We start from the raw sequence: 14,167 nt of genomic DNA, 5'->3' as shown, positions 1-14,167 counted from the left end.
ACCTCGGAAAAGGCATCAATTTGATTCTCCAAATGAAGTATATTTACAATTATTAAACAATAATCAGGAATTCGCATTAATTAATTGAATCCACCAAATGAAAATGACTCCATCCTTTGCTAATAGTTTATGTAACAATTTCAATCTCGGGTACATCATGCACAGCCATTTGTCGTGACGGGTTAGATCTTCACTTTCTTTGCCAACGACTTTGCCTAGCCATTTCTTGATTTGTGGCGTATTTACATTGTCGTTGTAAACCCAACTCTCATTTCCGGTATTATAGGGTGGATCTATATAAATGCAGTTGACTTTGCCTTCGTATTTGGGTAATAATGATTTTAAGGCTTCAAGATTGTCACCATTAATAATCATATTTCCGCTGTTAACCTCAGTTTTTGTTCCCCCTTTGGGGGCTAGGGGGCTGAAACCATATTCGTGATTCAGTACTTTGTAAGGGACATCTTGATGATGATTGATGATTTTGTCTTTACCTATCCAGTGTAGTGTGGGCATTTTACGTTTGATTTTCCCCAAATATAAATCTTTCGGAGAAAACTCCGAACTGTAAAATGAATTATTTTATTTGGGATAGGTTTATTTGCTAAGTGCAAAGCGAATTAGACAACATAAAAGAAACTTTAACTGAAAGAATACGTATTCTCTTTATGGAACAGCATAATGGGAATAAGCTTCAATTTGCCAAAAAAGTTGGTTGTGATGAAAAAACATTGCGTCTAGTTTTTGATAAAAATCAAGGAATGACAATGAATTTATTTTTTAAAATTGCTCATGCCCTTAAAGTGGAACCCTCAGAATTAATTAAAGACCTAAAAATTGATTTTGAAAATGATATTTAATTTTCAATAGTAGTGACTAAAAATAATTAAACCTAGACTTTGTTCTGGGTTTTTTGTTTTATGTACAATGTGGTTTGATCAACAGTTATCCTTCACTGTTTGTCACGCTGAAAGCGTCTCAGGTAAGTTGCTCAGCTATCTTGAGTCGCTTTGTGGTTGCGCAAGGGGTGAATATTATATCTATAGCAATGTTGCAAATCAAACACAATATTTGTCATTACGGAGGAATAACTTGATGTTATAAACGGAGTGGTAAGTATCTTTTGGAGCGGTAAATTGGAAGTTCTTGGCTTGTGTGAGACGCTTTCAGCGTGACAAACTTTGAGGAAAACGATATTTTGGAAAAGAGAGAGTTGTTATTTACCACGAGTCCGCATGAGGGATAGGAGCAAGCTACCGAAGTAGCGCGGATAGCCCGACGGCAGAAAGGATAAGGGGCTTATAGCACGGCTGTATGTTGCCCCTTATCGTTACTGGCGGCATGCCCAAATAAAAATCGAAAACCCCAATTCAAATACATGAATTGGGGCTTTCTATAAATAAACCTTTAGTAAACTAAGATCTGATTACTCTTTTCTTTCCTCACGTGGAGGTCTTGGCATAAGTGCTTTTCTTGACACTTTTTCTTTTCTTGTTTTTGGATCCATACCTAAGTATTTCACTTGGAAAACATCGCCCATGTTCACAACGTCAGAAACATTTTCAGTACGTTCCCATGCAAGCTCAGATACGTGAAGCAATACTTCATTTCCTGGAGCTTCTAGGTATTCAACTACTGCACCAAAATCTAACATTTTGATTACTTTCACTTCATACGACTCATTCATTTGAGGTTTGAAAGTGATGGATTTGATTTTAGCCAATACAGCTTCAATTCCAGCAGGATCAGTTCCTAAAATTTCGATAACTCCTTCTTCCGTAGTTGGATCTTCATTGATAACAATTGTCGTTCCTGTTGTTTTTTGTAATTCTTGAATCACTTTTCCACCAGGTCCGATCAATGCGCCAATAAACGCATTAGGAATTCTTCTTGTAATAATTTTTGGAGCGTACGCTTTAACGTCTTCTTTAGGTGATGCTAAAGTTTCGATTAATTTTCCAAGGATATGCAAACGACCATCACGAGCTTGCGCCAATGCTGCTTCCATAATCTCGTATTTCAATCCATCAATTTTGATGTCCATTTGACAAGCTGTAATTCCTTCTGCAGTTCCAGTTACTTTAAAATCCATATCGCCTAAATGATCTTCATCACCAAGAATATCAGACAATACAGCATAACGATCTCCGTCAGTAATTAATCCCATTGCAATTCCAGAAACGGGACGAATCATTTGGATACCAGCATCCATTAATGCTAATGTTCCAGCACAAACGGTTGCCATAGAAGAAGAACCGTTAGATTCTAATACTTCAGAAACCACACGGATTGTATAAGGACAATCAGTAGGAATCATGTTTTTCAACGCTCTTTGCGCTAAGTTTCCGTGACCTACTTCTCTTCTTGAAGTTCCTCTTAAAGGACGAGCTTCACCAGTTGAGAAAGGAGGGAAGTTATAGTGTAGATAGAAACGCTCTTCTCCTTGTTGAGATGGAGAATCAATTTGGTTTGCTTCTCTAGAGGTTCCTAAAGTAGCTGTTGCCAAGGCTTGAGTTTCTCCACGAGTAAACAATGCAGATCCGTGTACCGATGGAAGATAATCTACTTCACACCAGATATCTCTAATTTCTGTAGTTTTTCTTCCGTCTAAACGTGTTCCTAAATCTAGGGTTACGTTCCGAACTGCTTCTTTGTTAGTTTTGTAAAAATATTTAGAAACTAAATCACCATTTTCAGCTAATTCTTCTTCTGTGAATAATGTTTTTACTTCTTCTTTTACTTCTGCAAATGCAGCTGTACGCTCTTGTTTAGAAGAACCTTTGCTAGCAATAGCGTAAATTTTATCGTAAGAGGCGTCTTTTACTTTTGTGTAAATAGCTTCATCTTCTCTTTCTCCTTCGTAAGTACGAGTTTCTTTTTTACCAAAAGCAGCTTGTAAACGCAGTTGAGCAGCAATTTGATTTTTGATGTGTTCGTGTGCGAATTTAATTGCTTCCAACATTTCTGCTTCTGAAATCTCTTTCATTTCACCTTCTACCATGGCAATAGAATCCATAGAGGCGCCAATCATCATATCGATATCTGATACTTCTAATTGAGCACGTGATGGGTTGATGATGAATTTTCCGTCAACTCTTCCAACTCTAGCCTCAGAAATTAATGTTTCGAAAGGAATGTCAGACAAAGCTAAAGCTGCTGATGCTGCTAAACCTGCTAATGCATCTGGCATTACGTCTTCGTCGTGAGACATCAATTGAATCATCACCTGAACTTCAGCGTGGTAATCATCTGGGAACAGCGGACGCAATACTCGGTCAACTAAACGCATGGTTAATACTTCGTTATCACTTGGTCTTGCTTCTCTTTTGAAGAAACCACCAGGAAAACGTCCTGCTGCAGCAAATTTTTCACGATAATCTACCGTAAGTGGAAGAAAATCGATCCCTGGACTTGCTTTTCTTGAAGATACAACCGTACCTAAAATAACAGTTTTACCTATTCTTACTACTACAGATCCATCCGCTTGTTTGGCTAAACGACCTGTCTCGATTGTGATGTTTCTGCCATCACCTAAATCGATACTTTCTACAAATAATTGTGGAATCATAAATTTAATTTATTAGTTAAACATGGGTTCTAGTTGTGTTGTAGTTGTTGTTTTGCGTAGTTAATGCCTAAAACCCAATGAAAAACCAAACTTTTTTTTATTTGTCATTTACGAAATGGTAAAGACTTTGTGGAGGAGTATTGATTCTAATCCCTTTTGTGTCAGGATCGAAATAGAATTTTTAGACTCTAAATTATAAAATAAAAAAGAGGCACTTTCGCACCTCTTTTCTATTGATTATTTTCTGATATTCAATACTTTGATAATTTCACGGTATCTGTTGATTTCTGTTTTCTTCAAGTAATCCAACAAAGACCTTCTTTTACCTACTAGCAATACTAATGAACGCTCTGTATTGTAATCATGACGATTTTTTTTCAAGTGCTCCGTTAAATGGCTAATTCTGAAAGTGAACAAAGCAATTTGAGCTTCTGATTTTCCAGTGTTTGTTTTTTCTCCGTGTTTAGCGAAGATTTCTTCTTTAATCTCTTTAGTTAAATACATTCCAATATTTGTTTAATGATTTTTATGTATGTCATACATCTATTGTACGACGGGTGCAAAAGTACCATTTATTTTCTAAATCTAAAATTAAACTTTGATAAACTTTTAAAAACTTTATTCTCAAGTATTTAATATTATATTGCTTTAACTGTAATGGGCAATGAGTATAGAAATCGAACAGGAATTCCCCTTATTTTGCCGGGAATCCAATTTTTAGCTTCCCTTATAACTCGCAAAGCCTCAGAACCCGTTCCAAAACCTAGATCACGTAGTACCTTAGGCTCTACTAGTTTTCCATCTTTATCCACAACAAAAGTCAAATAAATTTTGCCAATAAGACCTTGTTTTTTTGGTGTTTTAAAGTTTCTACCCACGTATTTATAAAAATCATTTATTCCATTTTTAGGAGCTGCTTTTTGGCTTACTTCGGTATAACTATATTGGGTGTTATTTTTATCAGTACTGGTTCCCGTGATCAATTTACCATTTTCGTATTCTTCAATAAATGTAATTTTTGGATGGGAAGAATTTCCTTTCCAAACTCCATGTCTAAATCCATTCTTGATTTCTCCTTTCTCATAGAGTGTATCTTTTTCGGTATTACCTTTATTATAATTTTCAATTAATGCATCATATTTTCCACTGCCATCAATAACTTGCTGTAATTTATTTGTATCCCAATACTGCATCAGCTTTTCATTGCTTTCCATTTTTATTTTGTCAAATGTAAAATCTTTTTCAAATTGCATTACTCCATTTTCATACCATTGAAATTGTTTTCCTTCTAAACGGGAATCAACATAATTTGAAATTTGCTTTTTATTGCCATTTTCATAATATGACACCGCAGTTCCATCTAATATTATCCTGTCTCGGTCTTTGGTTGTTCCCGTTAATGCCACTATACCAGATTTGTAGTAATCTGAAAATTCATACTCTTTTTTAGGTAGGTAGTATTCTTTTACTGATCTTATGAATTTGTAATTAAATTCTTCACCTATATTGCCTAAAGAGTCAATATAGAATGCGGCATCTTTATTGTCTTGCGCAAATGAAGGAGTTAAAAGTAATAAAAGGAGCAAAGAAAAAAGTAATATTTCATATTAGGATGGTTGTACTGATGTTTAATACCAATAGTTTTAATACAATTTCGCTATTGTCGCACAAACAAATTCTAAGAATAATTCATCCTCTTTAGTAAAGGGATCTAGTACATGACTGTCAATATCTATTTGCCCTATGTTTTCGCCATTTACAAATAGAGGGACAACAATTTCAGATTTTACGGTAAAACTACAAGCAATATAATTGTCTTGTGCAGCAACATCAGGCACGACAAAGTTCTCATTTGAAACTGCCACTTGTCCGCAAATTCCTTTTCCAAAAGGAATTACAGTATGATCCGTTTCGGCTCCTACATAAGGGCCTAGATGTAACGTTTTCTCTTGGTGATTGGCAAAATAAAATCCAACCCAGTTGTAGTACGAGATGGAGTCGCTAAGCAGTTGACAAATTGACAATAGTTTTTCGTCTCTCGATTGTGTTGTATTCAACGTTATTTCGGTTACTTTTGGATGTAATTCTTGAAATGTCATGGTTTTATGTTTATTTCTACAAAAGTATTAAAGCCAGTTTTAAAATTTGTATAAATTTGTTAAAAAAATAGACGTTGAAAAAATATTTAATTCTGTACAAACCTTTTTTGCTTTTTCTGGCAGTCTTTTTTTTGACTTACATCGTTCTTACCTTTTTGTATCAAAACTATTTGAACAGTTTTGAGGAAAATAAAACGGATTCCATCACAAAAATGGTAGGTAAAAATACAGAACAAGTACTATTGTTGTTTGTTGATGATGCGGCAATTGAAGAGAGTACGGCGCACCCTTACATGAAGCTGTTTTATAACACTAAATATGTAGCGCGAATTGTTGAAGGCTGTAATGCAGTTAGTGTGATAATTTTATTCCTTTCATTTGTGATTGCTTTTTCAGGAAAGCTTATAACGACAGTGCTTTATATAGTTGGCGGAAGCCTGGTTATTTATCTATTAAATGTTTTGAGGATAGCGGCTTTAAGTGCGCTTATTTTTTATTTTCCAAAACAGGAGGCATTATTGCATGAAGTTCTTTTTCCATTGTATATTTATGGTGTGGTATTTATTTTATGGTTGATTTGGGTTCGTAAATTCTCACGATATGCTTCAAACGGTAATTAAAAATAAAGTTCGACTGATGCAACTCCTTTTTTTGGTGTTGTTGCTAATACTAATCCGTGCTTTTGAAAACCAGTTGTTTTATGATCCTTTTTTGGATTTTTTTAAAAAAGATTTTACTAGCCTGAGATTGCCAGCTCTAAACTCCTTTTCTTTATTTTTAAGCTTGCTTCTGCGATATACCTTAAATACTTCTATATCACTCGGTATTATTTACGTGCTTTTTAAAGAGCCAGCTATGGTGAAATTTGCTTTTGTCTTGTATTATTTTTTCTTTTTGATCTTGATAGTTGCTTTTTTCTACATTGTTCACTTCACTAGTGAAAATCACAACTGGATTCTTTTTTATATTCGTCGTTTTTTAATTCAGCCTATTTTTCTGTTGTTATTCGTTCCTGGATTTTATTACCAAAAGCAACATCAATAGTTTTTTTTGCGTATCTTTAATTTACTAACTATCAGTATTGTAAAGGCATGAAAATCATCAAGCATTCTGGGGATATTGTCGAATTTAGTTCGGAGAAACTTAAAAAATCACTACTGAAATCAGGGGCAAATACCGGTACAGTAGATGAGATTTTGGAAACCATAAAAAAACAGATGTATGAGGGCATCTCTACAAAGCAAATCTATAAAATGGCTTTTTCATTATTAAAAAAAACAGCTAATGCTCATGCGGCTCGTTACAATCTAAGAGAAGCCATTCGCTTGTTGGGTCCAGCAGGTTTTTTCTTTGAAAGATACGTTGCGCGACTTTTTGCCTCTGAACATTATACGACCATTATTAATTTAACATTGCTTGGGAAGTGTGTATCTCATGAAATTGATGTTTTAGTGAAAAAAAATGAAGTGATAGCAATGGTGGAATGCAAGTATCATGCGGGTAGGGAAGCAGCGTCTGATGTCAAAGTTCCCTTGTATATCTTGTCTCGATTTAATGATTTGAAAGATAGAAATCATCCCATTTTTAATGTAAAAGATATTGTTTCCAGTTGTTGGATTGTCACTAATAATCGGTTCACTTCTGATGCGATCAAATTTGCAAAATGTTCTGGATTAAATTTGTTGAGTTGGAATTATCCTGAAGATAACAATTTGAAAACTAAGAATGATAGCAATTCCCTTTATCCCGTAACCTGCTTAACGACATTGTCTATCGCTGAAAAAGATAAATTATTAATCTTGGATGTTATTTTAGTAAAAGAAATTATAAACAATTCAGAATGTTTAAATAGAATCGGATTGAGTCCAAATCGGATGAAAAACGTTTTAAAAGAAGCGTCAGAATTATGCAGGTATATTTAGAAGAAATGATTATTGAGAGTGTTAAATTTTAAATTCAAATCAAATGAAAGTTAAATTTATAGGTGGAGCGGGAACCGTAACTGGTTCTAAAACATTAATAGAAAGCAATGGGATTCGGATTTTGATTGATTGTGGATTATTCCAAGGATTAAAACCTCTACGGGAGCTTAATTGGGATCCGTTGCCAGTTTTACCTTCCACCATAGATTTTGTCTTGTTGACTCATGGTCATTTAGATCATTGTGGGTGGTTGCCTAGGCTAGTCAATCAGGGTTTTAAGGGGAAGATATATTGCACCAGTCCCACAAAAGACATAACGAAATTAATCCTTTTAGATAGCGCTAAAATTCAGGAAGAAGAAGCCAGTAAAGCCAATGAGGGCAAATATTCTAAACATGAAGTTGCCGAGCCACTTTATACAGTTGAACAAGCCGAAAAAGTTTTTCCGTTGTTTAGAGTGATCAAAATTCAGGAGCCTATCGCTTTAGATGCTGAAATTGAAGCTATTTTTACTAATGCGGGACATATTTTAGGTGCTTGCAGTATTGCTTTGACGCTTGAAAATAAAACATTAGTTTTCTCGGGAGATATTGGTCGGGATGATGATGTGTTGATGTATCCGCCAACTAAACCTAATAATGCCAATTATGTTTTTCTTGAAAGCACCTATGGCAATCGGATTCATCCTAAAACGGACACTAAATTAGAACTAGAAATGTATATCAATAATACGGTTAATAAAGGCGGAACGATTATTATTCCGAGTTTTGCCGTAGAGCGTGCCCAAACCATCATGTATTTGTTATGGCAACTCAGGGAGGAAGATAGAATTCCAAATATCCCCTATATCATTGATACACCAATGGGTATTAATGCCCTAAATATCTTTTCCAATAATCCAAAATGGCATAAATTATCGTTAGAGGAATGTGCTGAAATGAGTAAAATGTTTTCTTTAGTTTCTGATTATCAAGAAACAATGGAGTTAATACTAGATGATCGTCCTAAGGTGGTTATTGCTGCTAGTGGAATGGTTACCGGTGGAAGAGTTTTGAGTTATCTGGAACATTATATTGGTCTTCCGGAAACTACGTTGATTATTGTAGGGTATCAAGCCGAAGGAACACGTGGAAGAAAATTACTCGAAGGGGCAAAAGAAATTAAAATTCATGGGCAATATTATCCGGTAAAAGCAAAAATATTAGAAATACAGGGGTTGTCAGCACATGGAGATCAAAAAGATTTGTTGAATTGGTTGTCAGAATTGGAGAATAAACCAACCAGAGTGTTTTTAGTTCATGGTGAAAATGAGCCATTAGATGAACTCCGCATAAAAGTACAGGAAAAATATGGTTTTGATTGTAAAGTTCCATTGATGGGGCAAGAATTTGAATTGTGATATTGCTTGCTTAAAGAAGTATGCCTGTCAGTAGAAGTAGTTTTGTGAAAAAAGAGGCAATTTTGTAGGTGTATTTTACAAATTTAAATTTCTTGTACATTTCTAAAATTGAGTTACAGTATTAACCGTTAATAAAACTTTAAAATAGCGACATAAATTGTGGTTAAGATATATTATCCGTACTTTCACACACGAATAATTTTAGCATAAAACACCGTAGAATGAACGATTTTGATTGGAAGAATTTAATTGACCCACTTTTTTATATTCATTTTGATGTTAATGGAATTAAGTTGGGGATTTATATAGTTTTATTTATTGTATTTGCTGAAACAGGTCTTTTTGCGGGTTTCTTTTTACCAGGAGATAGTTTGTTGTTTTTAGCAGGAATTTATAGCCGGGAATTAATAGAAAATATTTTATTTATTAATAATGACTTTCTTAATGTTGTCCTTTTATCAACATTTGTAGCGTTGTCTGGAATTTTAGGAAACGTTGTTGGGTATTGGTTTGGTTCAAAAAGTGGATACTATTTGTATAATAAACAGGATAGTTTTTGGTTCAAGAGAAAGTACTTAGTTCAATCCAAAGATTTTTTCGAAAAATACGGTGGAAAAGCAATCATCTTTGCTCGTTTTCTTCCAATATTTAGAACTTTTGCACCTATTGTAGCTGGAATTGTATCCATGGACAAACAAAAATTTATGTTCTATAATGTTCTAAGTTCATTCATCTGGTCTTTTACGTTAATTTTTGCCGGACATTATTTATATGGTTTCTTGCTTGATAATTATCAAATTGATTTGAAAGAGCATATTGAATTAATTGTATTAGCTTTAGTAGGAATTACTGTTTTACCCGTAATTTACAAGTTTAGTAAAAAATCGAAAGTTCAAGAATAAATCTAATTTAAAAATCAAAAATGCCCCCAATTAGTGTAGAGAACTATTTGGGGGCATTTTAGTGTTGCTTAGTTTTACTGTAATTGAGCCACCTTTTCTTCATGGAAAATTTGTCCGTCTGTAGTCATACCTTCAATGATAATTTTGCAGTTTTTTTTGTTATAATCTAGAATATCAAATGTGAAATTACCATTTGAATCTGAAATTGTTTTTGTAAACCAACTAATTATGCCAAAATTATTAAAACCATTACTAGAAGCACCGGCGTAATCTAAATTTTGAAAAGTACTACTTTTTGAAAACGCATCTTTTACAAAAAACGAATTTGGATTTGGTTTTTTGGAGTAAGCATTTTGTTGTTTTTTGGTGTAAATTCTAATTATTCCAAGATTATTGTTAATGCTAGGCACTATAGCTAGAGAATTAATATAGATTTCATCAAGTTCATCCATTTTTATAAATTCAAGTTCTTGATAATCAAAGTAGAGTTGCCTATTATCAATATAAACAATAGGTGTGGGTAGTTGTGCTACACCAGGCAATCTAGTATATATATTTATCTTGCCAATGGTTCGATCTACCTTGAACCCATTTGCTTCTATAAAATTTAAAATACTTGAAAAGTTGTTGGTACTATCAATTTTATGACCACGAAGCATTCTGTTTGAAAGAATTTTGTTATATCTTAATTGTTTTTTTTTATTTTTTGATACAACTTCTTGAAGTTGAATTATTTTTTCCTTAAAGTCTGGTAAATCAAGATTTACGGTTTTAATAGTGTCATTTTCTGAATTGCAGTTCTCTTTATTAAGACCAGTAAATGCCTTATTATAGGGTTTTTTTCTATTGACAATTTGTATCGCTAATTTTGCATCAACATATTCAAAATTTGGTAGTTTATGTAAGGATAAATTAACATAAGTAGAATCTGTTAAAAGTAGATTTTGGAATTCGAAAGTACCATTTTCTGTGACATCTGCTGATGCCATTATGAATTCTTTACTGCTTACTAGTTTTACTTTATGAAATGATTTACTTTTAAGTGGGTTAGCCATTGTTCCTTTTAAATTAATTCCAATGTCAAAAGAATAATCTGCAGTAGGTGGTTGCAGTTTCATGTATTCCCAATCATATTTTAGGCTTTCTTGATTCAGTAGAGCCAAATCTAATTCGTAATATTTTAATCTATTTAAATCATTTAAATAATAATTAGAATTTAGAAGAGTTGTCTTTATATAAGGGTTGATAGTCAATCCTGCAATGATAGAATTGTTGTCGTCGATACTTTTCGTTTCTGTAGGTAAAACAGAAATACTGATCATATTATTAGCTGCATTGGAGAATGCGGCAAGTTTTATAGTGTCTTCCTGTTGGTTATTTTTTATAACATCATAATTATTTTTTGCAATGGGACTAATGTATATTTGTCTTTCAGACCATTGTTTTAATTCATTATCAATTATTCTGATGGTATTAATTCCTGGATTTAGATCTGTATTATTGACAACAATTATTTGCTCTAAGTCATTAGGATTAATGTTTAACGGTTGAACGATGTAATTTTGGTCTTGATGAATGACTAAATTTAATCCACTTGATTGTAAACTATTGAAACTAGATTTATTTGTTTTTACTTTGATTGTAGTTTTGTTTTCTAGCATGAAGGAACTTGCTTCAATAGCTACGCCTATTAAATTAGCAGAGGGCATATTATTTTCGATAATTTTGTCTTCATATTTCACTACTACTTTTAGTACTTCTGTAGTTGGGATTGTGAAAAATTTCCCGAAGCCAAAATTATTTAATTTGACGGTTTGCAAAGCCTCTCCTTTGCTATTTTGTATAGTTGCTTCAAGATTTATAGGTGTATTATTATTGCAGTCTTTTACTTGTATCCCAATGGTAGTTGAAACTCCGCTAATAAGATTTTTTCCTTCTGGATTTAGGTAAATTTTAAGTGTTTCTTTAACTATTTTTTTTGTGTTGCGAATGCCTTGGTCTGGATTGATTATGTTTACTTTTACCAAAGTAGATTCGTTTTCTGTAAAGTTATTCATCCAGTTAGTATATACTTGTATGTAATAGTTTCCAGAATCCAGATTGGGGTCAAGTTTAATTTGACCCGAAAAAACACCATTATCAGCAAATACTAATTTTTCAGAGAGTTGTTTTCCATTCTCGTCAAATAGTAGTACAAAAACATTGGAAGTGTAAAATGGTTTAGTAGTCTTTCTATTAACTATGTATCCTTGATACCATATAGTCTCTTCGCTTAAGAATGTTGTTTTATTTAGATGAATATGGATTGCTTCTCTATCTAATTTAAAATAATGTTCAAGAACAGCACCAATCTTTGATTTGACGGTTTCTTCATTAGGCTGGCTAAAAATAACCGAAGAAACTAATAAAGTAACGAGTAGAAAAAAATGCTTTGGTTTTGTCATAAAAACAGGTTGTCTTAGTTGCTAATTTAGTAGTAAAAGTATGAAATTAATTCACTAATCCAATTTTAATTGTACAGGCAAAAAAAAATGAGCCCGAAATACAATCGAGCTCATTTTCTTTAAAAAATCTAAATATTTTTGGTTTATTTTAAATTTTAATCTAAAGGAAGTGATATTACATCATTCCTGGCATACCGCCACCCATTGGGTTTCCGCCACCATTATCTTCTTTGATATCAATCAATGCACATTCAGTAGTCAAGATCATTCCAGCCACCGAAGCAGCATTTTCTAATGCTACACGAGTTACTTTCTTCGGATCTATGATTCCTGCAGCAAGCATATCTACATATTCATCTGTTTTAGCATTGTATCCAAAATCTCCTGAACCTTCAGCCACCTTTGCAACAACAACAGAACCCTCAAGACCTGCATTTTCAACAATAGTTCTCAATGGAGATTCAATGGCACGAGATACAATTTGAATTCCTGTTGCTTCGTCAGCATTGTCTGCTTTAATTGCGCTAAGTGCAAGTTTAGCTCTTAAAAGTGCAACACCACCACCAGCAACAATTCCTTCTTCTACAGCAGCGCGAGTAGCGTGAAGTGCATCGTCAACTCTGTCTTTTTTCTCTTTCATTTCCACTTCAGAAGCAGCTCCAACATAAAGTACAGCAACTCCACCAGCTAATTTAGCCAAACGCTCTTGTAACTTTTCTTTGTCATAATCAGAAGTAGTAGCTTCCATTTGACCTTTAATTTGGTTGACACGGTTTTTGATGATATCTGCTTCGCCAGCACCACTTACAATTGTCGTGTTGTCTTTATTGATAGTCACTTTTTTAGCTGTTCCTAACATTTCGATAGTGGTATTCTCCAAAGTATATCCTCTTTCTTCTGAAATTACCGTTCCTCCAGTTAAAATAGCGATATCCTCCAACATAGCTTTTCTTCTATCGCCAAAACCAGGTGCTTTTACAGCAGCGATTTTCAAGGCTCCACGTAATTTGTTTACTACTAATGTAGACAATGCTTCACCATCTACGTCTTCAGCGATAATCAATAATGGTTTTCCGGATTGTGCAACTGGTTCTAAAACAGGTAACAACTCTTTTAAAGAAGAAACTTTTTTATCGTACAAAAGGATGTAAGGGTTTTCCAACTCTACTTCCATTTTTTCTGAATTGGTAACAAAATAAGGAGAAAGATATCCTCTGTCAAACTGCATACCTTCTACAACATCAACATAAGTATCTGTTCCTTTAGCTTCTTCAACGGTGATTACTCCTTCTTTTCCTACTTTTGCGAAAGCAGTAGCAATTAGTTCTCCAATTACTTCGTCATTATTAGCTGAAATAGAGGCGATTTGTTTGATTTTTTCAGAATCACTTCCTACTACTTTAGCTTGTTTCGCTAAATCAGCAACAATAGCTTCAACTGCTTTGTCAATACCACGTTTTAAATCCATAGGATTTGCTCCAGCAGCAACGTTTTTCAAACCTTCTTTTACTATAGCTTGCGCCAAAACAGTTGCAGTTGTGGTTCCGTCTCCAGCTAAATCATTGGTTTTAGAAGCAACTTCCTTTACCATTTGAGCACCCATATTTTCCAATGGATCCTTTAATTCTATTTCTTTTGCGACAGTAACACCATCTTTAGTAACCGTTGGTCCACCAAAAGCTTTTCCAATAATTACATTACGACCTTTTGGTCCAAGAGTTACTTTTACTGCATTTGCTAATGCATCTACACCGCGTTTTAATCCGTCACGTGCCTCAATATCAAATTTTATATCTTTTGCCATTTTAATTTTTGTTTAATGTTTAAAATTGT

At 33.7% G+C, this 14,167-nt stretch carries 13 protein-coding genes; 6 read left to right on the top strand and 7 right to left on the bottom strand.

Features of this window, described 5'->3' with window-relative positions; all coding sequences use genetic code 11:
• Window positions 1-63 precede the first annotated feature (63 nt).
• On the bottom strand, window positions 64-516 hold the full coding sequence (locus BUC11_RS05820) for a DNA methyltransferase (protein ID WP_245793777.1): 453 nt from the start codon (window positions 514-516) through the stop codon (window positions 64-66).
• Window positions 517-668: 152 nt separating this feature from the next.
• Between BUC11_RS05820 and BUC11_RS05815 the strand changes: the two genes are divergently transcribed.
• On the top strand, window positions 669-860 hold the full coding sequence (locus BUC11_RS05815; RefSeq protein WP_073352737.1) for a helix-turn-helix domain-containing protein: 192 nt from the start codon (window positions 669-671) through the stop codon (window positions 858-860).
• 566 nt (window positions 861-1,426) lie between these two features.
• On the opposite strand, the gene BUC11_RS05810 is transcribed toward BUC11_RS05815, so the two are convergent.
• The 4 genes from BUC11_RS05810 to BUC11_RS05795 form a co-directional block, all read right to left on the bottom strand.
• Complete coding sequence (locus BUC11_RS05810) at window positions 1,427-3,568, bottom strand: polyribonucleotide nucleotidyltransferase (protein WP_073352728.1); 2,142 nt, start codon at window positions 3,566-3,568, stop codon at window positions 1,427-1,429.
• Window positions 3,569-3,805: 237 nt separating this feature from the next.
• Complete coding sequence (rpsO, locus tag BUC11_RS05805) at window positions 3,806-4,072, bottom strand: 30S ribosomal protein S15 (protein ID WP_066079886.1); 267 nt, start codon at window positions 4,070-4,072, stop codon at window positions 3,806-3,808.
• A gap of 134 nt (window positions 4,073-4,206) precedes the next feature.
• Window positions 4,207-5,154 (bottom strand): energy transducer TonB, encoded by a 948-nt coding sequence (locus tag BUC11_RS05800; RefSeq protein ID WP_084129533.1) that lies wholly within the window; start codon window positions 5,152-5,154, stop codon window positions 4,207-4,209.
• Between the two features lie 57 nt (window positions 5,155-5,211).
• Window positions 5,212-5,667, bottom strand: a complete 456-nt coding sequence (locus BUC11_RS05795) for a GAF domain-containing protein (protein WP_073352726.1) — start codon at window positions 5,665-5,667, stop codon at window positions 5,212-5,214.
• A gap of 74 nt (window positions 5,668-5,741) precedes the next feature.
• Between BUC11_RS05795 and xrtF the strand changes: the two genes are divergently transcribed.
• From xrtF to BUC11_RS05770, 5 genes are all read left to right on the top strand, one after another.
• Window positions 5,742-6,287 (top strand): exosortase family protein XrtF, encoded by a 546-nt coding sequence (gene xrtF / locus BUC11_RS05790; RefSeq protein ID WP_073352725.1) that lies wholly within the window; start codon window positions 5,742-5,744, stop codon window positions 6,285-6,287.
• Entirely contained in the window at window positions 6,268-6,711 is a 444-nt protein-coding gene (locus BUC11_RS05785) for an exosortase F system-associated membrane protein (protein ID WP_073352724.1), read from the top strand. The genes xrtF and BUC11_RS05785 overlap by 20 nt, the downstream gene beginning before the upstream one ends.
• Before the next feature lie 47 nt (window positions 6,712-6,758).
• Entirely contained in the window at window positions 6,759-7,589 is an 831-nt protein-coding gene (locus BUC11_RS05780; RefSeq protein WP_073352723.1) for an ATP cone domain-containing protein, read from the top strand.
• A gap of 43 nt (window positions 7,590-7,632) precedes the next feature.
• Window positions 7,633-8,988: an MBL fold metallo-hydrolase RNA specificity domain-containing protein gene (locus BUC11_RS05775; RefSeq protein WP_073352722.1), complete on the top strand. Its 1,356-nt coding sequence runs from the start codon at window positions 7,633-7,635 to the stop codon at window positions 8,986-8,988.
• 221 nt (window positions 8,989-9,209) lie between these two features.
• Complete coding sequence (locus BUC11_RS05770; protein WP_073352721.1) at window positions 9,210-9,890, top strand: DedA family protein; 681 nt, start codon at window positions 9,210-9,212, stop codon at window positions 9,888-9,890.
• Between the two features lie 74 nt (window positions 9,891-9,964).
• Here the strand turns inward: BUC11_RS05770 and BUC11_RS05765 are convergent, their stop codons facing one another.
• Together BUC11_RS05765 and groL are read right to left on the bottom strand one after the other, a co-directional pair.
• Entirely contained in the window at window positions 9,965-12,334 is a 2,370-nt protein-coding gene (locus BUC11_RS05765; RefSeq protein ID WP_073352720.1) for a hypothetical protein, read from the bottom strand.
• 175 nt (window positions 12,335-12,509) lie between these two features.
• Window positions 12,510-14,138 carry a chaperonin GroEL gene (gene groL, locus BUC11_RS05760; RefSeq protein WP_073352719.1) on the bottom strand — a complete coding sequence of 543 codons (1,629 nt, stop codon included), beginning with the start codon at window positions 14,136-14,138 and terminating at the stop codon, window positions 12,510-12,512.
• Between the last annotated feature and the right edge of the window lie 29 nt (window positions 14,139-14,167).

This window comes from Flavobacterium xanthum, from assembly GCF_900142695.1.
GTDB lineage: Bacteria > Bacteroidota > Bacteroidia > Flavobacteriales > Flavobacteriaceae > Flavobacterium > Flavobacterium xanthum.
The sequence above is the reverse complement of the archived record's forward strand: the minus strand, read 5'-3'. Positions and strand labels throughout refer to the sequence as shown.